This is a genomic window from Vibrio sp. J2-3(2022), from assembly GCF_021725735.1.
Lineage (GTDB): Bacteria > Pseudomonadota > Gammaproteobacteria > Enterobacterales > Vibrionaceae > Vibrio > Vibrio diabolicus.
The window spans coordinates 1,672,829-1,699,118 of record NZ_JAKKCK010000001.1; the positions used below are offsets into that span (position 1 = coordinate 1,672,829).

Annotated in this window: 22 protein-coding genes and 1 pseudogene; 10 read left to right on the forward strand and 13 right to left on the reverse strand. The window is 44.4% G+C overall.

What is annotated here, in order from left to right; translation table 11 throughout:
• Positions 1 to 37: 37 nt before the first annotated feature.
• From L3V27_RS07245 to L3V27_RS07260, 4 genes and pseudogenes are all read right to left on the reverse strand, one after another.
• Positions 38 to 538, reverse strand: a complete 501-nt coding sequence (locus L3V27_RS07245) for a cupin domain-containing protein (RefSeq protein ID WP_046875660.1) — start codon at positions 536 to 538, stop codon at positions 38 to 40.
• A gap of 43 nt (positions 539 to 581) precedes the next feature.
• A pseudogene (locus L3V27_RS07250) lies at positions 582 to 1,298 on the reverse strand (carboxymuconolactone decarboxylase family protein).
• A gap of 106 nt (positions 1,299 to 1,404) precedes the next feature.
• Positions 1,405 to 1,758, reverse strand: coding sequence for a cyclophilin-like fold protein (locus L3V27_RS07255; RefSeq protein ID WP_225461427.1), 354 nt, complete (start codon positions 1,756 to 1,758; stop codon positions 1,405 to 1,407).
• A gap of 150 nt (positions 1,759 to 1,908) precedes the next feature.
• A complete protein-coding gene (locus L3V27_RS07260; RefSeq protein ID WP_182033896.1) occupies positions 1,909 to 2,358 on the reverse strand; it encodes a cupin domain-containing protein in 450 nt (149 codons plus the stop codon).
• Between the two features lie 436 nt (positions 2,359 to 2,794).
• On the opposite strand from L3V27_RS07260, the gene L3V27_RS07265 reads away from it, so the two are divergent.
• A complete protein-coding gene (locus L3V27_RS07265; protein ID WP_005392187.1) occupies positions 2,795 to 3,718 on the forward strand; it encodes an AraC family transcriptional regulator in 924 nt (307 codons plus the stop codon).
• A gap of 129 nt (positions 3,719 to 3,847) precedes the next feature.
• On the opposite strand, the gene L3V27_RS07270 is transcribed toward L3V27_RS07265, so the two are convergent.
• A complete protein-coding gene (locus tag L3V27_RS07270; RefSeq protein ID WP_237311453.1) occupies positions 3,848 to 4,849 on the reverse strand; it encodes an arginine deiminase-related protein in 1,002 nt (333 codons plus the stop codon).
• 402 nt (positions 4,850 to 5,251) lie between these two features.
• Between L3V27_RS07270 and L3V27_RS07275 the strand changes: the two genes are divergently transcribed.
• On the forward strand, positions 5,252 to 7,102 hold the full coding sequence (locus L3V27_RS07275; RefSeq protein ID WP_237311455.1) for an ABC transporter ATP-binding protein: 1,851 nt from the start codon (positions 5,252 to 5,254) through the stop codon (positions 7,100 to 7,102).
• Positions 7,103 to 7,693: 591 nt separating this feature from the next.
• On the forward strand, positions 7,694 to 8,401 hold the full coding sequence (locus L3V27_RS07280) for a DUF445 domain-containing protein (RefSeq protein ID WP_237311457.1): 708 nt from the start codon (positions 7,694 to 7,696) through the stop codon (positions 8,399 to 8,401).
• Between the two features lie 123 nt (positions 8,402 to 8,524).
• Here L3V27_RS07280 and L3V27_RS07285 read toward each other — a convergent pair whose 3' ends face one another.
• Positions 8,525 to 9,001: an Lrp/AsnC ligand binding domain-containing protein gene (locus L3V27_RS07285; RefSeq protein ID WP_006740877.1), complete on the reverse strand. Its 477-nt coding sequence runs from the start codon at positions 8,999 to 9,001 to the stop codon at positions 8,525 to 8,527.
• 290 nt (positions 9,002 to 9,291) lie between these two features.
• Positions 9,292 to 9,540, reverse strand: a complete 249-nt coding sequence (locus tag L3V27_RS07290; RefSeq protein WP_012842405.1) for a hypothetical protein — start codon at positions 9,538 to 9,540, stop codon at positions 9,292 to 9,294.
• A 384-nt stretch (positions 9,541 to 9,924) separates the two neighbouring features.
• Between L3V27_RS07290 and L3V27_RS07295 the strand changes: the two genes are divergently transcribed.
• A complete protein-coding gene (locus L3V27_RS07295; RefSeq protein WP_237311460.1) occupies positions 9,925 to 10,479 on the forward strand; it encodes a GNAT family N-acetyltransferase in 555 nt (184 codons plus the stop codon).
• Between the two features lie 57 nt (positions 10,480 to 10,536).
• On the opposite strand, the gene L3V27_RS07300 is transcribed toward L3V27_RS07295, so the two are convergent.
• Complete coding sequence (locus L3V27_RS07300) at positions 10,537 to 10,776, reverse strand: RNA-binding protein (protein ID WP_005392166.1); 240 nt, start codon at positions 10,774 to 10,776, stop codon at positions 10,537 to 10,539.
• A 182-nt stretch (positions 10,777 to 10,958) separates the two neighbouring features.
• Between L3V27_RS07300 and L3V27_RS07305 the strand changes: the two genes are divergently transcribed.
• Entirely contained in the window at positions 10,959 to 11,492 is a 534-nt protein-coding gene (locus tag L3V27_RS07305) for a GNAT family N-acetyltransferase (RefSeq protein ID WP_237311461.1), read from the forward strand.
• Between the two features lie 124 nt (positions 11,493 to 11,616).
• On the opposite strand, the gene putP is transcribed toward L3V27_RS07305, so the two are convergent.
• The 4 genes from putP to L3V27_RS07325 form a co-directional block, all read right to left on the reverse strand.
• Positions 11,617 to 13,110, reverse strand: a complete 1,494-nt coding sequence (gene putP / locus L3V27_RS07310; RefSeq protein ID WP_005392162.1) for a sodium/proline symporter PutP — start codon at positions 13,108 to 13,110, stop codon at positions 11,617 to 11,619.
• Positions 13,111 to 13,246: 136 nt separating this feature from the next.
• The gene (locus tag L3V27_RS07315; protein WP_006740880.1) at positions 13,247 to 13,954 is read right to left on the reverse strand and encodes a 1-pyrroline-5-carboxylate dehydrogenase; all 708 of its coding nucleotides are present in this window, start codon (positions 13,952 to 13,954) and stop codon (positions 13,247 to 13,249) included.
• An 11-nt stretch (positions 13,955 to 13,965) separates the two neighbouring features.
• Positions 13,966 to 17,097 carry a bifunctional proline dehydrogenase/L-glutamate gamma-semialdehyde dehydrogenase PutA gene (putA, locus tag L3V27_RS07320; protein WP_006740881.1) on the reverse strand — a complete coding sequence of 1,044 codons (3,132 nt, stop codon included), beginning with the start codon at positions 17,095 to 17,097 and terminating at the stop codon, positions 13,966 to 13,968.
• A 407-nt stretch (positions 17,098 to 17,504) separates the two neighbouring features.
• Positions 17,505 to 18,317, reverse strand: a complete 813-nt coding sequence (locus tag L3V27_RS07325; RefSeq protein WP_006740882.1) for an AraC family transcriptional regulator — start codon at positions 18,315 to 18,317, stop codon at positions 17,505 to 17,507.
• A 974-nt stretch (positions 18,318 to 19,291) separates the two neighbouring features.
• Between L3V27_RS07325 and L3V27_RS07330 the strand changes: the two genes are divergently transcribed.
• Positions 19,292 to 20,011: a helix-turn-helix transcriptional regulator gene (locus L3V27_RS07330; RefSeq protein ID WP_005392144.1), complete on the forward strand. Its 720-nt coding sequence runs from the start codon at positions 19,292 to 19,294 to the stop codon at positions 20,009 to 20,011.
• 71 nt (positions 20,012 to 20,082) lie between these two features.
• On the opposite strand, the gene pdxH is transcribed toward L3V27_RS07330, so the two are convergent.
• Entirely contained in the window at positions 20,083 to 20,718 is a 636-nt protein-coding gene (pdxH, locus tag L3V27_RS07335) for a pyridoxamine 5'-phosphate oxidase (RefSeq protein WP_005392142.1), read from the reverse strand.
• A 115-nt stretch (positions 20,719 to 20,833) separates the two neighbouring features.
• On the opposite strand from pdxH, the gene L3V27_RS07340 reads away from it, so the two are divergent.
• From L3V27_RS07340 to L3V27_RS07355, 4 genes are all read left to right on the forward strand, one after another.
• Positions 20,834 to 22,708, forward strand: a complete 1,875-nt coding sequence (locus L3V27_RS07340) for an ATP-binding protein (RefSeq protein WP_237311568.1) — start codon at positions 20,834 to 20,836, stop codon at positions 22,706 to 22,708.
• On the forward strand, positions 22,701 to 23,927 hold the full coding sequence (locus L3V27_RS07345) for a response regulator (protein ID WP_124008169.1): 1,227 nt from the start codon (positions 22,701 to 22,703) through the stop codon (positions 23,925 to 23,927). The genes L3V27_RS07340 and L3V27_RS07345 overlap by 8 nt, the downstream gene beginning before the upstream one ends.
• Before the next feature lie 172 nt (positions 23,928 to 24,099).
• Entirely contained in the window at positions 24,100 to 25,491 is a 1,392-nt protein-coding gene (locus tag L3V27_RS07350; protein ID WP_005392136.1) for an HlyD family type I secretion periplasmic adaptor subunit, read from the forward strand.
• A 114-nt stretch (positions 25,492 to 25,605) separates the two neighbouring features.
• The gene (locus L3V27_RS07355) at positions 25,606 to 26,289 is read left to right on the forward strand and encodes a transglutaminase-like cysteine peptidase (RefSeq protein WP_005392134.1); all 684 of its coding nucleotides are present in this window, start codon (positions 25,606 to 25,608) and stop codon (positions 26,287 to 26,289) included.
• The last annotated feature ends 1 nt before the right edge of the window (position 26,290 follow it).

The following is a 26,290-nucleotide window of genomic DNA, read 5'->3' on the forward strand; positions in this document are numbered from 1 at the left end:
TAAAAGCTCTGCGCTCGCTATAAAAACGTGGCCTTTGTTATTGCTGTCCTGCTGCATATTGACCATCGGTAACTTGCTCTTTCCAGATAACGTTTTCACCGTCTTTTGACGCCGTAACCACTAGGTGAGTCATTGGCGCATTTGGTGTTGCACCGTGCCAATGGTCGATACCAGGCGGACACCAAACACTATCACCAGCAGCAAATCGAATTACATGCCCATCACGCGTTCCTGTAAGTGCGGTACCGGAAGTGACGATCATGTGTTGTCCTGCAGGGTGAGTATGCCAAGCGGTTCGAGCTCCTGCATCAAAAGTGACATAGGCGGCGCTGTAGTTTGCAACTTCGTTTTCAGGAAACAACATCTCGACGTTAACTTTCCCGGTAAATAGGTTTTCAGGTCCTTGAAACGATTTCTGATCAGCAGAGCGATAAACTTGCTGCGAAGATGAGTTACCATCGGCAGCTTGAGCAATTGGAAGCATAAATCCCGTCGACAACAGCACAGACCAAATAAGCAATGATGATTTATTTTTCATAAAACGAATTCCTTTCTAATTGATATGATTGGCCAAATAATATTTATTTTTCCAAAACTGTTTTTAGGACCGATTGAGCATTGTTCGACACACTTTCACCACAGCACTCACTTAATACAACAATAAATTCCTCTAACTCTTTAATAGAAACATTGTTATTCATACTGATATTATAGTGAACTGCTAATTGGCTATTAACACCGTTCATATTTGCTAATGCTGCAACCGTAGCAATTTCACGCTCTTTCCAAGTGAGCACATCGCGTTCAAAAATATCACCAAACAAATGTGCTTTTAGATATTCATCAATTTGCGGAGAAAAATCGAATAGCGCGCCTTTTACTTCTGCACCAACAAGTTGTGTTTGGTTTTCAGCGCCAAATTCTAAGCTGGTTTTATCGTTAGGTAACGCGCTTTATTCTCGCCCTAAGATATCGGTAATACCTCGGCTTTTACGTTCATCCAACACCGTCATAAATGTTGCTAGTCCATTCAAACTGCGCGGAAATCCAGCATACGCGTACAACTGAGCCAGCACTTCTTTTATCTCGTTGACCGTTAGGCCTGCGTCTAACCCATCATTAAGACTTTGTGTTAGTTTTTCTATTTCACCACTCGCAGTAAAAGCAGAAATAGGAATAATAGCTCGCTCTTTATCACTGAATATTTCTGATGCTGAAGCGATATTCGTTGTGCATAGTGTTGCCATAGTGAGCACCAATATTAATATTGATTTAACAGATTTGTTTAATGCTTTCATATCAAAATTCCATTATGTAACGGTGTTCTAATCCATAGAAGTTCTAGAAATATATTTATTAGCGTTCTGATTTCTACATTAATAATTCACATTGTTAACTAGGTCATTAATTTACTTTTTCGATCGTGACACGGTTTGTTTCTTTCGAAATAAAGCAATGAATCCCATCATCGATTTGACCTAATTTAATTAACCCAGACGCGTAACCAAAGTCCTTATAAAAGATAACTAAATTTCCCCAAGGGGCGTAATAAGAGATGTCACCCGTTTTTGATTGAGTTCCAGAAGGTGCGCCTTCGCGAGTTAACTTATTCGGTAAGTAAGCAATTTTCTCTGTATTTGCGTAGTCTTGTAGATCTAATGTTAGAGGCAATTGACGAACAAAATCGTCTGTACTCGCACTGCTCTTCAATGTACCTAAAACACTGCAATCATCGAAAATAAAACGAATTTTCACCATATTTTCCTCCAATCCAGCGCTATTAACTTCTGCGTTTACAATGCAGGGGAACATCCAGGCACTACTCACCAAAACGCATCTCACCCACTGATTGAAACGGTACGCTTGTCTCATCGAGATTCCCTTTTCTCACTGAAAACTTAGCTCGGGCTACTTTAGTTGCATGTACTCTTGATCAGAGACTGGTTCGCACCATTCATTACTTGCGCCTTCAGCCGGTATTTCTATTGCAACATGTGAGAACCAACTGTCTTTAGCTGCGCCATGCCAATGCTTAGTACCTGGCGCGATATGCACGACATCGCCAACATTCAACTCTTGTGCTGGTTGGCCAAATTCTTGATACCAACCTCGCCCTCCTGTCGCTAACAGAATCTGCCCACCTTCATGATGAATATGCCAAAAATTGCGACACCCTGGTTCAAACGTTACGTTCGCCACGATAAGACCAGGCTGATTGAGCAACGCCAGATAACTCGTACCGGTAAAGTAATCCGCATACGCTTCATTCTTTTCACCAAACTCGAAAATGCCTCGACCTTGAAATACACTGGCTTGCAGTACGTCAGGGATTTGAGTATTGCTTTTGTTATTCATCATGACTCCAAATAGTGTTCTTGAGTGCTTACAACTCACCAAACCATGGGTTCACTGTATTGCGCTTTGATAGATGACCGTTAGCCTATTCTTTGCTAATACTTGCCCAATATTCCAAACCAATACAAAAGACAACCATACTTGAGACCGGTTAGAAAAAACGGAATAAAAACTCATCTATACATAAGTATTTGACTATTAAATAATAAAATTCATGACAGACAATTAACCCGCTCAAAAACCAACCAGAAAGATCACTCTCTGATCGCTTAACCTCGAAATAGACACTTGCCCAATATTCTTTACTTAAAGAAATGAACTGTTATAACTATGCTTAATGAAGTCGCTTAATTGACTCCGAAGAGGCGTTAACTACAAAGGCAGAAATCGCATGCCGTTAACCCCGAACCTGAGGCCAACCAGAGGAGAGCACTGACTTATGCAAGAGGTACCGTCAAACACTTCGTCAACCCTGGCCAGTGCAATAGAAAAGCTTGCCAAGCACATAGAGAAATGGGCAAATGGCGCGAACCAATATGACACAGAAATTCCAGGATTAAGGTTCAGTCGCTGGGCAACCCCAACACCACCGACAAGCTACACCCACAACCCAAGTATTTGCTTAATTGCTCAAGGGAGAAAGCGCGTGTTGTTGGGTGAAGATAGCTTTGTTTACGATGCGAACCACTTTTTGATCTCCTCTGTCGACTTGCCAATTATCGCCAATATCATTGAAGCCAGTGAAGATAAACCTTATTTAGGGGTGATTATGGAGCTGGATCTAACTGAAATATCTCAACTTATTGTCGATAGTGAACTGACGTTTAATCAAAGCAAAGAAGCGCAAAAAGGCATAGCGGTTGGAGAATTATCGGAGCCATTACTTGACGCCTTTCTGCGTTTAATAGAGCTGCTGGATGAAGGACAAAGCATCAAAATTTTAGCGCCGATTATTAAACGAGAGATTTTTTATCGACTGTTAATCACCGAACAGGGCGCTCGTCTTAATCAAATCGTAACTGCAGGAAGTCACAGCCATCAAATCGCGAAGGCCATTGATTGGTTGAAGAATAATTTCGTAAAGCCGTTAAGTGTCAGTGAGTTAGCCGCCTACAGTGGCATGAGTAAATCGGCGTTTTATACTCACTTTCGTTCTATGACATCCATGACTCCACTGCAATTTCAAAAGAAATTAAGACTCAGCGAAGCTCGGCGTTTAATGCTGACAGAAAACCTCGATGCCATGGCCACTACGTTCAAAGTGGGTTACGAAAGCCCTTCTCAATTTAGCCGTGAATACAGCCGTTTATTTGGTGCGCCACCATCCAAAGACATCAAGTCTTTGCGCGAGAGTATGGGTTAAGCTCGGAATATCCTAGGAAGAAGCTAGAAAGTGAAACCGTCAGCCTCGTACTGCCTCGAGGCTAACGGTTTTATTATTTGGGAGAGAATGAACGTCACCTGCATGTGCAAGCAAAACTGCACAATATGTTTATAACACCGCTTGTCGACTAGGCAAAAAGACCTCACCCAACATACAGCGAACCGAGCCACCACCAATAGATTCTATGGTAGAAACATCGAATGGCAGCAATTTACCGTGCGTCGCAAGTTGATTTCTTTGTGCAGGAGAGAAAGCATCGTATGCCGATTGCGACATCGCAATGACTTTATCTCCATTGATGGTTTCCAACTGAAGAATGTTGCCGCAGAAGTGGTTCATTTGCTCAATCGAGATAGAGATCACTTGCTTATCTTTGGCGAGTGATTTCATCACAAAACGACGCTCAAATTCTGGGATCACTTCGTCACAAATCACGCAGAACTGCTCACCCACAGCCATCATCACGTTGGTATGGTAAATAGGCGCACCAGATGGCAAACGAGTTTGGAAAGAGATCACTCGTTCATAGCCAATACGATCGGCGTAATCTTCTAAAACCAGACGATCACAACGTTGTGAGAGTGCGGCATAGACCGTTTTATTTAAGTGGTCAAAGACCATCACACCCGTGCTTTCTAAATACGCTTGCTCATCAAGATATTCAGTTAGGCTGCTACGTCGATGAACTTCTCGCCCAGCTTGCGCTAGTGCCGCCACAAGCGCATCGGGACGCACTTCTTTTTGACGGTTTTCACAGGCCATTGGAAAGGTGTACAACATGCCATCTGGCGTAGTGCTAAACCAGTTGTTTGGAAATACCGCATCTGGCGTCGAAACATCTGAAGCTGGATAATCAAACTCAACAACTTGAACGCCCTCTTGACGCAGCGTTGCTACCATACTCGCGAACTCGGCCATCACTCTACGCGAGACTTCTTCTTGGCTGAGTGACACTTTATGTTGGAACTCATTATCTTGTGCGGTTTCTTCATTAAAACGAAACTCTTTCGGTGGCACCATCACTACGCAGTTTGCGGTTTGGCGCTGAGCACTTTGCGTGCTTTCTTCTTTCCCATTAGCAAATTGGGTCACTGATTCGTGTAATAGCATCCAATACATTCCTTATCACTAGAATGAGGAGATTGTAAATTTATTGTTAACTTCAGTTTTGCTGTTTTCACAATTAATTTAATTATCTAGAAGTAATTTTCACTGAACTTAGCTTATTTCTCCCGAAATTTTATTGTCACTATGCAGGTTTAAGGTTTTATGGCATCGCGATGAACATGCGAAGAATTCATCATAAGAATCAGAACCATAGACAACCACACCCATAACCAACTAGTTACATTTAAAACACAATCGGTTAGACTATTTTTTCGCCCCTCTCGTCAATCCGTCTGCTTTCTCGAGAGCAGCCAAAAACTCTTATACACGCGGCTTCGTCCAAAGCTGCGTGAATCGATGGATTTAGCCACCCCAAATGGCACTGTTTTAACTTTAGGATGAGTTATGTTTAAACGATTTGAAGGCTTTACAGAGCCGTTCCCCAAATCCACACCGGATCAGCCTCCTTCAGGGATGCTCGCTTTTTTACGTTATTACACCCGCGGCTACGAAAAGCCTTTGATCATCATGTCTTTGATGGCCACGATTGTTGCTGTCGTTGAAGTTATGTTGTTTGGCGCGATGGGACAATTGGTTGATTGGTTGTCCACCAGCGATCCAGAAACGTTCTTGCAAGACAATAAAGCAGATTTGATTTTTTACGGGACCTTATTGTTGGTTGTCATGCCCATTTTGGTGATCGTGTATTCGTTGCTCGTTCACCAAACATTATTGGGCAACTATCCAATGTCTATCCGCTGGCTTGCACACCGGTATTTGCTCAATCAAAGCTTAAACTTCTATCAAGATGATTTTGCAGGCCGAGTTGCAACTAAAGTCATGCAAACGTCACTAGCTGTGCGCGAAACCGTCATGAAAGCTATGGATGTGTTTGTTTATGTTACGGTTTACTTCACCAGTATGATAATCATGTTAGCGACAGCAGACTGGCGCTTGATGATCCCAATGATCGTCTGGCTGCTCGCTTACATCGCTATCCAAATCTATTTCGTTCCTAAGCTCAAAGACGTCGCTTCAGCGCAGGCCGATGCACGTTCGACAATGACAGGACGCATCGTCGACAGCTATACCAATATTCAAACCGTCAAACTGTTTTCTCATAGCCAGCGCGAAACCCAATATGCCGAGCAAGGGATGAAGGGATTTTTGAATACGGTCTATCGTCAAATGCGCCTAGTGACCGGCTTCGACGTTGCTGTAGAGATCTCAAACTATATTTTGGTGTTTTCCGTTGCTGCTTTATCGATTTACCTGTGGTTGGATAGTGCCATCAGCGTTGGCGCGATTGCGATTGCTGTTAGCCTTGCATTACGTGTAAATGGTATGTCGATGTGGATCATGTGGGAAGTTGGCGCCCTCTTTGAAAATATGGGAACCGTAGTCGATGGAATGAAAACGCTCTCTAAGCCTATTGATATTAAAGATAAACCAGGCGCAAAAGACTTAGTAGTCACTGAAGGTGGCATTCACTTTGATAACGTCAGCTTCCATTACGGTGAGAACAAAGGCGTGATTAGCCACCTCGATCTCAACATCAAACCAGGAGAGAAAGTAGGATTGGTTGGGCGCTCCGGCGCCGGAAAATCAACTCTGGTGAATTTGTTACTTCGTTTCCACGATGTCGAAGACGGCAGCATTAAGATCGATGGACAGAACATCTCAGAAGTCACACAAGACTCTTTGCGTTCAAAGATCGGTATGGTGACCCAAGATACTTCTCTGCTGCACCGCTCGATTCGCGACAATATTTTGTATGGCAACCCAGATGCGACAGAAGAAGATTTGTTGAAAGCCACTAAGCAAGCGCATGCCCATGAGTTTATTGAAACTCTGACCGACCCATTTGGCAACGTCGGATACGATGCGCAAGTTGGTGAACGTGGTGTGAAACTGTCTGGCGGCCAACGTCAGCGTATCGCAATATCTCGTGTGCTACTAAAAGATGCACCATTGCTGGTACTGGATGAAGCTACATCGGCTCTGGATTCAGAAGTCGAAGCAGCGATTCAGGAAAGCTTGAATGAATTAATGCAAGGAAAAACCGTTATTGCGATTGCGCACCGATTGTCGACCATCGCACAAATGGATCGCCTCATCGTGCTAGATAAAGGCAGTATTGTTGAACAAGGTTCTCACCAAGAGCTCATCGCGAACAACGGTATTTATGCCCAGCTTTGGGCCCATCAAACTGGCGGATTTATCGCTGAAGAGTTAGAAAATCAACACGTTTCTTAATTAGCGAGAAACCCAATAAAAACGGCGCATGAAGCGCCGTTTTTCATTTTTATTGATAACCCTATACTCATATAGCCATTATAGTTTCTCATATATGAAACATCCTCCATGATAAAGCTCACATTTTTTCTGCTAATATACCGCCTCGTTGCGTATCCATTGCAATGAACACAATACAGAGTTTTGAGCCGTCTTCATTTGTCATTTCACTTTTTGAGAAACAGCTATACTCAATAGATGGCTTAGTTATTAGATTAACAATAAGGTAATTAGCTTATGTGTAAATGTGGTTCAATGCAGATCGTACAACTCAAACCAAGTTGGGCTGACAAGCTATTCGGCTACTCAGAAAGATGGAAATGCCAACTTTGTTGTAAGATCTACCGCATCTAAAATTAAAAATAGAATCTTAGTTTTTCTAAGAAAAAGCAGTGGCCCGACAGTAATTGTCGGGTTTTGTTTTTCTGCACATCCATTTTTATCCCTTCGCAACACGGTCACTCATCACGGCAAAACCTAGCATCTCAATGTGACTTAGGTATAGAATCAGGCCCACTTATTTATTCCGATATTCACATATAACTGGTCACTATGAACAAAAGTTTGCTAACGAATGTCCTCGCTATCGCTTTGATGGCTGGAGGTCATCAATTACAAAACGACTACCTTTGGTATTCGGGGCTGTTTGCGTTCTCAGGCGCCATCACTAACTGGCTTGCCATCCACATGCTGTTTGAAAAAGTGCCTGGATTATACGGTTCTGGCGTGATCCCCGCGCGATTTGAAGAGTTTAAACTGGCTATCAAAAACTTGATGATGGAGCAGTTCTTTACCGAAGCGAACATCGATCGATTCTTGAACAAAGAAATGGCGGGCGGTGTAAACATCGATCTTCAACCTGTGATTGAGAAAGTGGATTTAAACCCAGCGTTTGACTCTTTGGTAGAAGTGATCGAAGGCTCTCAATTTGGCGGCATGCTAGCGATGTTTGGCGGCGCGGAGGCATTACAACCTATGCGGCAGCCTTTCGTCGAAAAGATGCAAGAATCCATTATTGAGTTGAGCAAGAGCGATAACATCAAAGAAGCACTGAAAGAGCAGTTCGAGTCTCCTGCTATGATGGATGAGATAAAGCAGAACATTGAAGGCATCATTGATCAGCGCTTGAGCGAATTAACACCCGCACTGGTCAAAGAAATGGTGCAAAAAATGATTAAAGAACACCTTGGCTGGCTAGTCGTTTGGGGCGGTGTTTTTGGCGGTTTAATTGGCGTTATCAGCACCTTTATCGGCGCATAGTCGCTCACCGATTTATCAAAAAGGAGCTTCGGCTCCTTTTTGATCTTGAAAAAGTAATCCGCCAAGTCACGTTAAATAATATGCTCAACGCATAAGCGCTGTAGTCATAGACATCAGCCTCGCCTAACCAAGGAGCTCCGGGTTCACGCCAAATCCTGTTTTATGTTCTTCAATTACCACTTCACTGCGAGTCTGGATTACGCCCGGAAGCGTGCCTAACTTACTCGACATAAACTCCTGATACGCTTTCATGCTCTTAACACGAACCTTTATCATGGTATCGAAGTCCCCAGAGAGCGAATAACACTCTTCAATTTCCGGCATCAATTCGACGGCTTTCGCAAACTTTTCAAAAATGGAAAAACTGGTTTGGTCTAAGCGAATATGGATGAATACTTGCACATCCAACCCTAATTTTTCCGCATTCAGCTCAGCATGGTAGCCATTGATATACCCCTCTTTTTCTAGTCGCTTCACGCGGTCAGAACACGGCGAGGTCGTTAAGTTGATCTGCTTTGCGAGTTCAACAACTGGAATTCTGCCTCTTGAATGAAGCACTCTCAAAATGTGTAAATCAATCCGGTCCAATTGGTAACTCATTAACCACATCCTTGTAACCACTCAGGAAGCATCACATTAATCGTTGCTTAAACAATTGCAAACCATCAAATGCACAGCATGTGAAATTCAGCAGAGAATAATTAGAAAATAACTAAGGAAGGAAAGGGCTGCGATTACTGCCGCTCTCTCCATAACCGAGTATGAAGAACAAAAGTAATCTAGCGGCTCCCGTAGAGTCGCAAATTTGAAAGCGTGTGATATGCCTTTATAGATCTGGCGTGCGGGACAAGCCGCCCTGTTTAGCTATTAATCATAGCTATCGCTCTGAATTAGAGAGCTGCCGACGTATGCCTGGTAGGATGAGGAATCACTTCTCCAATTGCACGATGATTACAGCATCGGCAGTAGTATTGTGGTTCCATCTCGTAGTAGTGTTCACCTGATACAAATTTCGCCATCAGCTGAGTAAAACTCACCACTTTACCTGTCAACGAATCAACGGGCTGTGGCTCGCAACGCTTCATGATCACTTTATGTTGCGTTGATTTTCTACAAGCTGCGCAATATATATCCGGCATTTCTCTTCTCCCTGTTTTTCAGTACTACTGACAATTGACATATTTTGTTCAAAATAATTCCACAATAAAAAAGCCCCTTTAATTTTTTGTGTCCTATCTTCAAAAAATTGGACGAAAGTATCAAAAAATTGAGACATTGGTCAGACCTCAACTTTTGTACCATTATTATGAACGAACGCGCTTATGTATGTAATAATACGACACATCACACATAACCAATTGTTGCTACTCGCTATTTCAATCTGCAATGATCAATTTTATGGCGTTTTAAATATGGCTTTCACTCACATTTTCGATTCAGGCATTACTTGGTTGTTTAAACACGCCTGATTTACAGTGTGAATCTGCAATTTCCACGATACTGACTCATCTCAAGGACGCACGATGACGCTTCAACCAACGCTCACTACAGAAAGGCTTATTCTTCGCCCATTTCATCCGACAGACAGCGCAACAGTCGCACGACTCGCAGGAGACAAGAGCATTGCTGATATGACCGCAAACATTCCTCATCCCTATGAAGAGCCGATGGCACAAATTTGGATTAAGAGCCATGTTGGCGTATACCACCAACGTAGTGGGGTCATATATGCCATTACCCTGCGTCAAGACGAAGCGTTAATTGGTGCAGTTAGTTTGCTAAACATTTCTAAGGGAGTCGGCACATTAGGGTATTGGCTTGGCGTCGATTATTGGGGTAATGGGTTTGCTCAAGAAGCGTCAATGGCTTTAATTCAATTTGCCAGACCACATTTTGAGTTATCGGGCCTAAAAGCGATGCACTTGGTCGAAAACAGACAATCCCAATCAGTCATTCAAAAGTTGGGCATGACGTATATCGACAATCACATCATCAAAATGCAGGGAAAAGAACGAGAAGTCTGCGCATACCAGCAAATATTTTCGCCTCAAGTAACCGTAGCAACCTCTCAAAATTAAGGCACTAAAAAACCAGCCTCTCAGCTGGTTTTATCTTTCACCTTGAAAGGCAAAATACTAGTCTTGTGCGACTTTCACACGAATCTTGCTCTTGTGTACTGAAGACAGGTTTAGTGCCTCCAACGCCGCAACGGCTTCGGCTTCATCCGGCATGATCACAAAACCAAACCCTTTTGATAAACCCGTTTCTTGATCAAGCACGACGGTGCAAAGCTCAACTTTGCCGTAGTTTGAGAACAGAGTACGGATGTCTTGCTCCGTCGTCTCACGAGCTAAGTTTCTTACTAGAAGTTTCATATTAAACCATTTTATGTTTATAACGCCTCAATTCTCTCAGCTTCTCCCTTACAAACCAAGTGAATAATGTTCTTGCGAAGGCTAGATGTCTCTAAGTGTTTCTGTTTAAATGATTTTTAGTGATAACGCTCTGAATCCTGCATTACGAGACGATTGGAGTATAAAAGCCTAGGAGATTCGACATGGAAACCAAACGTTTAAAGCTCATCCCAGCTTGCTTGGAACGTGCAGAAGAAGCACATCAGGCCGTTGTTCGTAGCCAAAGAACGCTTGAAGTTTACCTGCCATGGGTACCTCACGTGCTCACTTTAGAAGCGATGATTGCAGGGACAGAGAAAGCCATCGCAAACTTTGAAAACTTCGAAGAAGAATTGCGCTACTACCTAATCGACAAGGAAAGCGATCGTTTACTCGGCGCCATTGGGTTAATGATCCATGATCAAGAGATACCGGCATTTGAGATTGGCTATTGGCTTGATGATCGCGCGGTAGGCTACGGTTATATCTCTGAGGCGGTAGCGGCGATTGAAAACTATGCATTCGAAGCGTTGGACGCGAAAAGAATCGCGATTTTAGCCGATGCGAATAACCGCAAAAGTCGTGCGGTTGCTGAGCGCTGTGGGTATGAGTTTGAAGGTGAGCTACGCAGTGCTCGGCGTGCGCCTTCTGGCGAGCTGAGTAACACCGTCATTTACGCCAAAGTTCGTCGTGACTAACACACTCATAAAGAATAAAGCGACGTGACAGTCTGGCCTCAATCAATCACCATTAACGTTTATTAAGTTCAGATAAAACAAAGCCCGCTGTATAAGCGGGCTTTGTGTTCGTACAAGGAAGTAATTAGTCTAGTTCAACTAGTTTCTTCTCGTACGATTGATGTTGGTCTAATACGTCTTGCGCTGCACCACCTGTCGCTTTGCTGATAACAACGATAGCAAGCGTAGAGAAGATGATGCCCGGTACGATTTCATACACATCAAACCAACCGCCAGTTAGCTGCTTCCAAACTACGATAGTGATACCACCAACAAGAATACCTGCTAACGCGCCGTTACGGTTCATACCGCTCCAGTAAAGGCTAAGTACAACCGCAGGACCAAATGCCGCACCAAAACCAGCCCAAGCGTAAGATACAAGACCAAGTACTGAGCTATCAGGCGTCATCGCTAGGAATAGCGCAACAAGCGAAATAACGATAACACCGATACGACCAATCATTACGATTTCTTCAGAAGAGGCTTCTGGCTTGAATACTTGCTTGTAGAAATCTTCTGCAAGCGCTGAAGATGAAACAAGAAGCTGTGAGTCTGCTGTACTCATTACCGCCGCTAGGATTGCTGCTAACAACATACCCGCAACGACAGGGTGGAATACTGCGTTAACCAATAGCATGAAGATCTTCTCGCCATCTTCTAGTTGAGTGCCCGGATGACCCGTAACCCAAACCAGACCGACAAGACCAACAAGCATTGCACCAACCATAGATAGTGCAGTCCAAATCACAGCGATACGACGTGCAGTCGTTAGATCTTTGTTTGAACGAGACGCTTTAAAACGCGCTAGGATGTGTGGCTGACCAAAGTAACCAAGACCCCATGCCGCTAAAGAGATGATAGCAATCGCAGACAGTGGTTCACCTTTGGCGTCATTCCATAGCGTTGCAAGTTCTGGGTTGATGTCATGCAGATCAGAAGTTAGCTGACCTAGACCACCGTCCATAACAGCAACAGGAACAATCATTAGCGCAGCGGCCATTAGCAGACCTTGCACTAAGTCAGTCCAAGATACCGCAAGGAAACCACCGAATAGTGTGTAAGAAACCACACACACCGTACCGATGATAACAGCGTAAGTGTAATCTAGACCGAATACCGTCTCAAACAGTTTGCCCCCTGCGACCAAACCTGAGCTGGTGTAGAAAAGGAAAAATAGAAGAATGAAAAACGCAGAGATTGTCTGGATCAGTTTCGACTTATCGTTGAAGCGACGTGACAGGAACTCTGGCAACGTTAACGCGTCAGTTTGGATACTGTAGGTACGTAGGCGTTTTGCACTGATGAGCCAGTTTGCCCATGTACCAAGAAGTAGGCCGCCGGCTAACCAGAAGGCCTCGATACCCGCAGCGTACGCATAGCCAGGCAAGCCTAGCAGCAACCAACCACTCATGTCTGAAGCACCTGCAGATAATGCAGCAGGCCACGGACCTAGGCTACGGCCACCTAGGAAGTAATCAGATGAATTGGAAGTCCTCTTATACGCGTAAACGCCAATAGCAACCATAATCAGTAAATACGCCACAAAAGTGGACGTGATAGCAAAGCTATTTTCTATCATTAGATAGTCCTCGTTATAATTATTTCCTTCCTTGCCTGCCCTGATATTTTACCGTCTCAGCAATACATCAGAGTATAAGAAACCAATCTGGACCGGCTCTCAGTCCAGTTACTCCAGATTGGTATCACAAGTCAGGTTAGTGAGTTTCGTTCCCCAACTCGAGTAGAGTCGCGTTACCACCCACCGCGGTAATATTTATCGTTCGAGTGCGCTCGGTAATGAAGCGCAACGAGAGATGAGGATCATGAGCCAATTTCGGTGACTCTAAATCCGTTTCAGAAACTAAGCCGACGATTGCACCGTCACGCTTAGCTAGTTGAAGATTGAGCGCATGCTCAACCTGTGAACGCCCAACATAACCCACACTACGTACATCGCTCTCAAGCAACGGGGCAGACGCATCGTACGCAACAACCTGGACTAAGTTAGATGGGAAGTTTGCCAACGCTACAGCTTGCTTAACCAGTTGGTTTAGCTCTGCATTGTCACTGCAAACGACCACGCTGTTGCCTGCAATTAAGGCACAGGTGATCATTGCAAAAGCACTGTATAACGCATTATCAGCAGGCTCGATGTTGTTTTCACAAATCACCAAAGCCACACCGCGTCCTGCGGCATACAGTTCGTTAGTTTCCCCTGTAGGGCCAACTAACTGGTGAGTTTCTGCAAGAAGAGTTGATGCTTGTTGCAAGTGGTAAGAAACCACTTTGGCAACGGTAGACTGCTGCCCTTCTAATGCAGATTTAAATGCCAGAACATGCTCGCATTTGTAATCAAAATCAGTCAGATTCCACTGCTCCCACGCAGAGAATGCATCTTTAAAATAGGTGATCTGATGAACCATAATGCGACTCCTTATGCGTTTTCTGCTTGAGCAAGAAGATGTTGAGTAAAGCGGAATAGGTAGTGTGGACCACCAGCTTTCGGGCCAGTACCCGACAAGCCTTGACCACCAAACGGCTGTACGCCAACCACAGCACCAACTTGGTCTCGGTTGATGTAGCAGTTACCTACTCGAGCATGTTTCTCAATCCAACGGTACGTGGTTTCGTTACGGCTATGGATACCCATCGTCAAGCCAAAACCCGTTTTGTTGATCTGCGCAACCACGTTCGGTAATTCAGACGCTTTAAAGCGAACAATGTGCAAGATTGGACCAAATTGTTCTTCTTTCAGCACATCGATGCCCGAGATTTCAAACGCACTTGGTGAGACAAAGTCACCATGCTGGCACGATTCGTCAAGTTGCAGCTGAGCGACTTTAGTCTGTGTTTTGCTCATTTGCTCAAGGTGAGCAAGGAGTTTTTGTTTTGCGTTGCTGTCGATAACCGGACCAACATCTGTTTTGTGTAGGTAAGGTAAACCAACATGCAGCTCATTCATCGCACCTTGAATCAGGTTGATCATACGGTCTGCAACATCTTCTTGTACAAATAGAACACGAAGGGCAGAACAACGCTGACCGGCAGATGCAAACGCTGAACGAATCACATCACGCACCACCTGCTCTGGCAATGCAGTACTGTCCACGATCATTGCGTTTTGACCACCTGTTTCCGCAATAAACGGAACCGGTTTCGCGCTGCGCTCCGCAAGCGTGACGTTAATGCGTTGCGCAGTTGCCGTTGAACCAGTGAATGCCACACCAGCAATAGCATCATGAGAAGTCAGTGCATGACCAATCTCAGCGCCGCGACCAGTAAGTAACTGAATCACACCAGCAGGGAAACCCGCATCAAGCATTAATTCAATAGCGCGAGCGGCAATTAAGCTTGTTTGCTCAGCAGGTTTTGCAACCACAGTGTTACCTGCAATCAGTGCTGCCGTTACCTGACCAAGGAAGATAGCCAGAGGGAAGTTCCAAGGGCTGATACACACAAACACACCAAGACCTTCACGGCTAGAAATGCGTTTCACACCGTCAAAACCTTCTAGCTCAAATGGCTGTAGGTTTTGCGCTTGTTTCGCGTAATAACGACAGAAATCTACTGCTTCACGAACTTCATCAATACTATCGTGAATCGTCTTGCCCGCTTCTTTGTGACAAATCGCCACCAGCTCAGCCAGATTTTCTTCCATTAAGTCAGCAAGCTTTTCTAAACAAGCCGCTTTTTGCTCAACAGGAACACCTTTCCAATCAGAGAAAGCAGTTTGCGCCGCATCAATTGCAGCGGAAACATGATCAAGTGTTGCAAATGCCACCTTGCCGACTTCAATTCGGCGATCGTACGGTGCGGTGATGATCTCAGCCGCATTTTCCTTGATCATGCTTTCGGCAAAACGCTCACCATTGATCATCGGGCCTGCAACCCACTGATTATCCATGAAGCTTTCTACTTGCGCTTCAAATGGCTTCGCCTCACTGTCGATATCAATGTTGACGCCGTATGAGTTCTTACGCTCAGGGAAGATGTCGGCAGGTAATGGGATCTTGTCGTTGTGTAGCGTGTCAAAACCCGTCAACACATCAACAGGGTGATGAGTCAACTCGTAAATCGGACAACGCGCATCAACCAGACGGTGTACAAACGAGCTGTTTGCGCCATTTTCCAGCAGACGACGAACCAAGTACGGAAGAAGATCAGCATGGCTACCGACAGGAGCGTAAATACGTACTGGCTGACCATACATTTCCATAACATGGTTATACAGTGAATCACCCATACCATGTAGACGCTGGAACTCGTACTCTTTGTGCTCAGCCATAACGGCGATTGCCGTCACCGTGTGGGCATTGTGGCTTGCAAATTGCGGGTAGATATTACCGCGAACACCTTCGCTAAGTAGGAAACGAGCACAAGCTAGGTACGCAACGTCCGTCGCTTCTTTGCGAGTGTATACCGGGTAATTAGCGTAACCCGCTTGTTGAGACCACTTGATTTCGCTGTCCCAGTACGCGCCTTTAACCAAACGCAGCGGAATAAGGTCACCCTGCTCTTTTGCGAGTGCGTTTAGCCACACCAAGACTGGTAGAGCACGTTTTGAGTAGGCTTGAATAACCAAACCAAACTTGCCCCAACCTTTCACAAGATCGCTACGGTACACTTTCTCAAATAGCTTCAGAGAAAGCTCAAGGCGATCCGCTTCTTCTGCATCGATTGTGATTGCAACGTCGACTTCAATTGCACGTTTCAATAGCTGCATTAGTGAGTCATACAACTCTGTCATTACACGTTCTTCATTTGCGACTTCGTAGCGCGGGTGTAATGCAGAAAGCTTGATGGAAATCGAAGGCGCAGGACTGGTGTCATTGCCGTAAGTCTCTCGACCTACCGCTTCGATCGCCATTAGGTAATCTTTGAAGTACTTGTTCGCGTCCGCTGTAGTTAACGCCGCCTCACCTAACATATCAAATGAGTAGGTGAAACCTTTGTCGCGCATTGGGCGACCATTCTTTTGCGCTTCTTCGATCGTACGACCACGAACAAACTGGTGACCCATGATCTTCATTGCCTGATACATGGCTTTACGAATCACAGGCTCAGAGAATTTATTTACCAGACGGTTTACAGCCTGACCTGGGCTCTGGGTGCCTTGCTCACCAAGACCAACCACTTTACCTGTTAGCATGAGGCCCCATGTTGATGCGTTAACAAACACAGAGTCAGAGTTTTTCAGGTGAGATTTCCAGTCTGCGACGCTCAACTTATCTTTAATCAAAGAATCTGCTGTCGCGGCATCTGGGATGCGCATTAATGCTTCTGCAAGACACATCAGCAAGATACCTTCTTGAGTATCTAAGCTGTATTCCAACAACAGAGCATCAATCATCTGGATTGACTTCTTATCGGCACGAATGGCTTCGATAAGTTGGGTCGTTTGGGTAGTGATCGCCGATTTTTCATCCTCTGTCGGCGTCGCTAGTGGCAATAGTTGCTCTAGCCATTGAGACTCGTCCACCATATACAATGGCGAGATCAGTGACCACAACTTATCAAGCGGCTGCCCGATAAATTCCGGTGTCAACACGTTCGTAGCTGTAAACATGTGTGTTCCTCAATCTCACTCCTCGAAAACCGCTTCGAGGATTATCAATGGCTGGCAGTGTATTTTGAGGCCGATAAGAATACTTGTCAAAAACTACGACATTTTTGCCAAAAACTCGCTTTTATAACAAAACATCCACATAGTCACATTCAAATAGGTAATATTTTGTGTTGTAAATTTTAATTTTTTCATTGCATTCACAACAAAATGTCAGGAATATCAATAAGATTTTTGTGAAGCGCTCGTTCTAAGAGAAAATGTAGGATCAAGTGGCATATCAGTCACACCAAAGGACAGAGAATTTAACAAAACGAGAGATAGGTCACGTGAATAAAACACAAAAAAAACCATGCATATTGCATGGTTTTGTTCTGATTGCTGCTAATTTGACCTAAAAATACGCGTTGTTATCCAACTTGTTTTTTATAGCGGGATGGCGATATTCCCTGTAAGCGAGTAAAAGTATGAGTAAACGTACTCTGGCTTGAGAAACCAGTGAATTCGGCAATTTGCCCTAAAGAAAGGTGGCCTTGCTCGATTAATTCACGAGCCATGTCGATACGCTTTCCGAGAACATATTGATGAGGTGTAATCCCCATCTGCTCCTTAAACAAGCAATGGAACTGACTTTCCCCAAGAAACACTCGTCCCGCTAACTGAGCCACACTGATCTTATGGCTAAGGTGCTGCTCGATGTAGCGATCAATCGCCTCCAAATCAAAGCGTGACTCTTTTCGGCTAGTCTCAAATGCCGAGATATGGCGCTGCATCAGTGCAATCACAGTGTCGTTGCACGCACGACTTAACAGCAGATCATCCGGATGGTTTCGCATTTCCTGAACCAACATCTGTATCAGCTTCTGAATTTGACCGTCTAACTGAAAGTAGACATGGTCTCTTTCTAGATTATTGATTTTCTGCAGCATTTCAGGATCATCATTTGTCGGTTTTGGCATATTCAGCACCAAAATATCCGATTGATTAATGACGCCACCGAAAGCATGATCAGAGCATGCGGTTACCACACAACCTTGGCCAGGACCGACAAGATTACCTCGTCCACGCACTTCAAATTCGGCTTGTCCTTTTAAACCAATCACGATCTGTGTGTAAGAATGATCATGGCAGTCCATATAAGACGGAAGTGTGATCAGTTCTGCTGGCTTAGGCAGCATAATCTCTTGATATGGCGGGGCTTTGGGGTTATCTGAATCACTCATTTTAAACAGTCGTCTTTACACGGTCAGCTTACGTCTTGGCATCATATACCTTCCTTGTTGGGTTGCAACTTTTCCCCAACTCAATCGCACAAGATCAAAACAGCATGATCAAGTTCGTTTACATGATCATAGTTCCGGAACGATGATCATGCGAGGTTAACTTACGGTCAATGAGCAACCAATTTTATTAACAAAAACGGATAGATAGAAGCACCTTACGTATACATAACCAATAGATATAAAGATCCTTGTTACCGAACAATCCGTTATTTGGTAGAACACTGCGGTTCAAAATAGATAAATCGCCTCATAAACAGATCAAAGCCACCTCTTGAAATCAACATAGAGGGATTTCCCCCCTTACTAATATGCTTCTGATTCAATACATTAGTCCTCGAGCTTTAAGATGCATACGATCTAAAGCTCTCGGTATCTCATTGATACCTCTAACTTACTTAGCTGACCCTCGCTAGGTAATTTAGAACCTCTTCTACACGTCGACAAGATTATATCTTGTGTTGCCAGCCCGTCTTCAGGCTGGCTTTTTTTTCGCTTCTCAACAATGAAAACAATGGCATAAGCTGATATTATAGCTTTCGTCTCACTGTCCCTCTCATATGACTTAGGCACCGTTCTCCCTCTCGATGAGTGATATGAACGCTAACTAAATTACAACTGAGTTGTAGGAAGCATGATCAAGGACGATACGAGTTGTAAGCCGAACATCAGGCGGACATCCGTGAGCGCACATATCTGTAATGAAACAGACCATTTTCCCAATTAAATTCTTCGTTCAATTTCGTTGTTGTTTGTCGCTGTGTGACGAAAATATCGAACACCATGAACTTAATTGGATTGAGCGCCAATCAACGAACGTGTTCTAGCAACGTGACTGCCTACTTGGCAATGTCAATATTAACAACGCAACACGGACGTCTCTGTATTGGTAAAAGCAGTATGTAGTGAGTCCTTTTGTGAATATTTCAGTCGATACCATAGAACAATCCCTCCTTAAACAGCTACCTGGTTGTTGGGGATGCAAAGATAAAGATTCGGTATTCCGCTACGTAAATCAGGAATACGCAGAACTGTTGGGACACACGTCGCCCGAGGAGTGCGTCGGTAAAACTGATTTTGAGATGGCAAGCCCAACCACTGAATGTGCACAAGAATTTCAACGCCAAGATAAACACGTCATCGAAACTGGTGAGTCACTCAAAATTCTTGATATACATCCTTATCCAGATGGCCGCTGGCGAGCGCATATCTTTACTAAAACACCGTGGCGAGATGACAATGGTAACATCGTAGGGACCATTTTCTACGGAAGAGAACTCACCGACACCGCCGTGATTGAAGTGGGGTATTGGGTTTGTCGTGCAATCAGCACCAACCCTAATCAGCAATCCATCTTTCGTTTCTCTGATTTACAACCAAAACCAGAGAAACTCACATGTCGCGAGCAAGAAACGCTTTTCCTCCTGCTCTACGGCAAGAAGCCACAATTCATCTCTCAGGTCATGGGCATATCAACAAAAACCGTTGAAGGACACGTCGCACGCTTACGTAATAAGTTTGCAGCGAACAGCAAGAACGAACTAATAGATAAAGCAATGGAAGCTGGCTACGGCTCTGTTGTACCCAAAACGCTGCTTAAGCATCAATTATCGGTAGTGTTGAATGGAGAACGATAATTCGCGCCACTTTCCACCTACAAAAACACCGCCCAAGTGGCGGTGTTTGTTTATTCATGAGGCAAGAGAGTTTATGGCGCTAGACGGTCAATGTCCCAACTTCCATCATGTTGGGAGAAAAGAAAGCGGTCATGAAGACGATGTTCACCACCCTGCCAAAACTCGATGCTCTGTGGTTTTACGCGAAAGCCACCCCAGAAGGTTGGAACCGGTATTTCACCCTTCGCAAATTTCTGTTTTAGCTCTAAAAACTTACCTTCTAATACGCCTCGAGCAGAAATACGGCTACTTTGCTTGCTCGCGATTGCGGCTAATTGGCTCTCTTTTGGACGAGAAGTAAAGTATTTCATATTTTCTACGGCGGTGAGCTTTTCCGCCACACCAGTAATATGAACCTGGCGCTCTAACGGATGCCAAGGGAAGTGCAAACTAATATTGCTGTTATGCTCAAGCTGCTGGGCCTTGCGACTGCCTAGGTTGGTGTAAAATACAAAGCCATTTTTGTCGACGTTTTTTAATAGAACAATGCGTTGAAACGGCATGCCATTTTCATCAACCGTTGCAACTGTCATCGCAGTCGGATCCGTTAAACCCGCTTCAACTGCTTGCTCTAGCCACAGATTAAATTGATCAATAGGATCAGCTTTCAAATCTTTACGACGTAGCCCACCTTTGGTGTACTCACGACGAATATCAGCAAGTTCCATCTTTACTCCTTCACTCGTTTTTGTCGATTGTGCTCCCGATACTGAGGAAATACAAGGACATCATTGTGCTTGTTATCGTTGCCGCTCACAGCATCACAGTGTGTCATTTGATACCATGACACAAAAAACCAGTGAGCTGATCGTGAACTTACTCAACCCTAAAGCCCTACGCCATTTTCTATTGCTACTGTGTGCCGTTGGCATTTCAGGGCTCGCGCTTACTCATCATTACGCAACTCAATACCAACATGATCAGTGGCAACAAAAGCTAGAGAGACAAGCAGCGCAAGTGTCGCAAGAAGTCGACTACGAGCTGGCAAAGTTTGAACAGATACCAAACCTATTAAGTCACGATCCGAGATTACTCAAAGCAGTAGAACGCGGAGCGCCCTCTCACGAGCTCAACCTATTGTTAGCAGATTGGTTGAAACAAAGTTTGGCCGATACGATTTACGTTCATGACCGCACAGGGTTAGTCATTGCCTCAAGTAACTTTCAGCAAGAAGATACGTTTGTTGGTTCCAGCTTTAGCTATCGTCCCTATTTTAAAAATGCGCGACGCGGTGAACCCGCTCAATATGTCGGGTTAGGCGTTCGCTCAAATAAACGTGGGTACTTCTTCTCATCCCCGCTTTGGGTAAATGATGAGGTCGTTGGCGTGATCACGGTAAAAGTGAATTTGGAGCAGTTAGAACAGCGTCTTTCGCAAACCACGACGGACGTACTCATCACGGATAAACACAATGTCGTGTTTATGAGCAATTTGCCTAACTGGCGCTATCGTGCACTTTTCCCGCTGTCACCGAGTGCGATAAACGAGCTTACCGAAACGCGTCAGTATGGCGATACCTTACCAGAGTATTTTGGTGAGCTTACCGCGCAAAGTGGCGTCAGCGAGTTTGCTGATAATCAATTGCTCCTCTCACCCAATTACCTCGCATACGCGACACATGTATTGGATAAAGGATTTCGCGTCGTGGCCTTGATAAACCACAACACCGTCCTTGCCGCCGTGTTACAGGCTGATGTCGTCTTTCTGATTCTATATGCGCTCATTGCGCTGATTGCGTTGGCGTGGTTCCAAACACTCGTGAACAAGGCTCGCCTAGCCGACCTTAATGTGAGCCTAGAAGAAAAAGTAGTGCAACGGACACTAGTGCTGAGTGAAGCCAACCAAAAGCTACAGCAGACCATCCGCCAATATGAGCAAAGCCAACAAGAACTTAAACAAACACAACAAGAATTGACTCAAGCCGCGAAATTGGCACTATTGGGCGAGCTGTCTGCCAGTATTAATCATGAGATAAATCAGCCACTTTCCGCACTAAGAACCTATACCGAAAACTCGCAGCGTTTGTTGGCAATGGAAAAATACCCAATGGTCGCCGACAATTTGGGCAAAATGCTGACACTCAATGACACCATTTCGGAAGTGATCGCACGCTTAAAAGTCTTTACTCGGAAAGCCACGCACGATTCACACAATGAAATCGCGGTACTGCACGACGCAGTACATACTGCCACCAGCATTTTGAGCAACAAACTCATTAAACAAGGGGTGACATTAAAAGTCCCAACCATCGATTATAATGTGAAGCTAGCAATTCACAGCGTTGAGTTAGAGCAAGTTCTGATAAATCTCTTCCATAATGCTGCACAAGCGATGGAAAACTACTGCATTGATCCGCAAATATCTATTGCCGTTCAGTGTCATGATGACAGCTGTGACATTCTTGTTTCCGACAACGGGCCCGGCATGTCGGACGAAGCCCTAGCAAAAGTCTTTGACCCATTTTTTACGACTAAGCCAGAGGGCTTAGGGTTAGGTTTGACCATCTCCAAACGCATTTTAGAAAGCTATCACGGCTCACTCAGTGCTTATAAACATCAGAACACGGAACAACAAGCAGGAGGCATGACCTTTATCGTAACGCTGCCAATCGCTATCCAAAACCAACGCAACCCAGAAGTGGAAAACAACCATGAATAATCCCGTTTTCTTTGTTGATGATGAACCACATATTCGTGATGCCGTCGCTCAAGCACTGCTTATTGAAGGGATAGACGTCACCTGCTTACCAAACGCCGTGGAAGCCTTACGCGTTATCGACCCAAATACGCCAGCGATCATCATCACAGATATCCATATGCCTGTGATGGATGGATTGGAGTTCATGCGAACGTTGCGAAGCAAAAACGATCACTTTCAATTTATCGTACTTACCGGACATGGAGATGTGAAAACCGCGGTAGATGCCATGAAAAGCGGCGCGTACGACTTTCTCGAAAAGCCTTTTTCAACGGAACAACTGATGAAGTCGCTCAATAATGCTGGCGATAAGTTGAATCTATTGCAGGAAAACATCTGGCTTAAGAAAGAGCTCGACATGCAAACTCATGTTGGTCCGAAAATGATTGGTCATAGTAAAGCCATGGTAAGCATTCGTCGCGCTTTGATCAGCGCACCAACGAACCAGCCGATCATTTTTGTTGGTCAAGATGGCACAGGTCGCCGGCTCGCCGCACAATTTGCCCACGACATACATGCAACGCCAGACAGCGAGTTAATCGCCGCTTCTGGTGAGGATCTCTATGAACTTTCATTAGAAGCCCTCGATAAAGCCATACATCGCTTGATTGAAGGAAAAAGCCATTGCAGCTTGTACTTACATAGTGCTGAACATGTATCACATGAACAATGGCAATGCTTGTTTAAGCACCCGAAACTTGAGCGTGTTTTTGGTGCGACAACCCAAGTTGATCCGTCTATCAAAGCCCTAGCTACTCTAATTCACTTGCCGACACTCGATGAAAGAAAGGAAGATATAGGGCCTTTATACAAGCACTTTGTACGCCACGCTGCGAGTCGTTACCAACTTCAACCGCCACACATTAGCTTAGAAGAAGTCAAACATCTGACCGATTTAGAATGGCCAGAGAATATTAAGCAGCTGCGCCAATTTGCAGAACTTCGCGCACTCAAGCCAGATACCTTCCGAATGGAAGATTGGAACAGTGAAAAAAGTATCGAAATTCAGAGTATGACTCAGCGCACAGAATACTTTGAATATTGCTTATTATTCGATGCACTACAAAGACACCGAGGCAGACTCAAAGAGGTTCAACTAGAATTACAGGTATCACGCAAAACCTTGTACGACAAACTAAAAAAACATCAGTTGGATAAAACCAAGTTCAAGGCGCAATAGCCATACTCTGACGATATCTTCACTTTTCTTTTGCTAAAGAAGCATTGAAAACGCTCATTCGGAGAGAGAATGGTCTTCGTCTCATATTTTTATTCGCCGAGCATACTGACATGATCGGTTAATAATAATAAGATCAAAAAGATAATCAGCATTTATATAAGCAGGGACTGTGATGAGCCGAGATAACTACAACAAACTCAACAATGAAGAGTTGGATTTTGTTGACGACAAAACTGCAGCATTGCTCCTCAACACCCCCAACAGCGCACGTTTGATGCTCTGGGTGATGGTGTTGTTTTTTATTGCTGCAATAGGCTGGGCGTCTTGGGCTGAAATCGACCAGGTCACTGTTGGTCAGGGAAAAGTCATTCCCTCTTCACAGATTCAAGTTGTCCAAAACTTAGAAGGTGGCTTAGTCAAAGAAATTTTAGTCAAAGAAGGGCAGTTGGTTGAAAAAGGTCAGCAGTTACTTCTTATCGATGACACTCGCTTTCGCTCTGATTTTCGTGAGCGTGAACAACAAGTTGCCAACCTAACTGCGTCTGTGCTGCAACTCTCAGCTTCAATCAACAGTGTTGCCGTGAATCGTGATTTTGAAACGGAAAACTGGCGCCAAAGCGTAGTACTCGATTATGGCAAACTGACCTTTCCACCAACTTTAGAAGAAACTCAACCGAAACTCACTCAGCGCCAGAAAGCTGAATACCGCGAAGATTTAGACAATTTACGCAACCAACTTTCGGTGATTGACCAACAAGTTCAGCAAAAGCAGCAGGACTTAGTAGAGATTGAAGCGCGAGTAAGGAACTTACGTCAAAGCTATCAATATGCGAAGAAAGAATTAGACATCACCAAACCGTTGGCTGATGAAGGTGTTGTGCCTCGTATTGAATTACTCAAGTTACAACGCCAAGTCAACGACACCCGCCGCGAAATGACTTCCAGTGAGCTCAAAATCCCGGTATTAAAGTCAGCGATTCGAGAATCCATGCTTAATCGCATTGATGTTGCGCTCAAATTCCGCTCTGAACAGCAAGAGAAACTCAACAGCGCCCAAGACCAGTTATCTGCCTTGGTTGAATCAGCTGTGGGTTTAGAAGATAGAGTCAATCGAACCGTTGTGAACTCGCCAGTAACAGGCAAAATCAAAACGCTGAACATCAACACCGTTGGGGGTGTTATCCAGCCAGGCATGGATATCGTCGAAATTGTACCAACTGAAGATACGTTATTAGTAGAAGCGAAAATTGCGCCAAAAGACATTGCATTTTTGCGCCCAGACCTACACGCCATCGTGAAGTTTACGGCTTACGACTTCACTAAGTACGGCGGCTTAGAGGGTGAATTGGAGCACATCAGCGCAGATACAACCCAAGATGAAGAAGGAAATAGCTTTTACATCGTTCGTGTCCGCACCGATAAAACGAATTTTGGTCAAGATGCAGATTTACCAATCATTCCAGGAATGACGGCATCGGTCGATATCATCACAGGGAAGCGAACCGTTTTGGAATATCTACTTAAACCGATTTTAAGTGCCAAAACGAACGCCTTGAAGGAGTAAATCACACCAAGGTACTCACAACGGCGAGTATTGAGCGATAAGTGATTAAATAAAAAGCACTTGTTTCTCACTGACGAACCCTTTAGAAGAGTATACTTGTGATATGAGTCGAATATGCGATCCAATTTGAAGCGTAAAGTTACATTATTAATCAGTTTAAGTTGTTTTTCGTTCCAAATTGGTGCGTTAAGCAGTAAAGAACAACAATGGGTCAATACGGTCACAGCGGTGTACGGCGAACGTGCGGGATTGCGCGTAAATACATGGCGAAAAAACCTCGACTTATTTAAACAATTAGAGACACATGAACAGCTCGCTGGCGTCAACGACTTTTTTAACCAGCTGTATTTTGTTGACGACATAAAACTGTGGGGAAAGACAGATTATTGGGCTACGCCACTCGAATTTTTAGGGAGTAATGCAGGGGATTGTGAGGATTTCACCATCGCCAAGTACTTCTCGTTACTCGAGCTAGGAATACCAGATTCTAAGATGCGTTTGATCTACGTAAAAGCCATCGAACTGAATCAGTTTCACATGGTATTAGCTTACTACCCAACCCCAAGCTCTGAGCCGCTCATTCTCGACAATATCAACCCTGATATTGTCCGAGCCTCTAAACGTAGCGACTTGCTACCGATATACAGTTTTAATGGTACAAACCTGTGGTTGATGAAGTCTTCTGCTAGCACTGGAGAGCTGGCAGGGAAAGCATCACGGTTGAGCCTTTGGAATGACTTACGCTCGCGCGAACGTAAGTTGCAGTTAAATAAACCTAAAATTAACTATGACGAGTGAG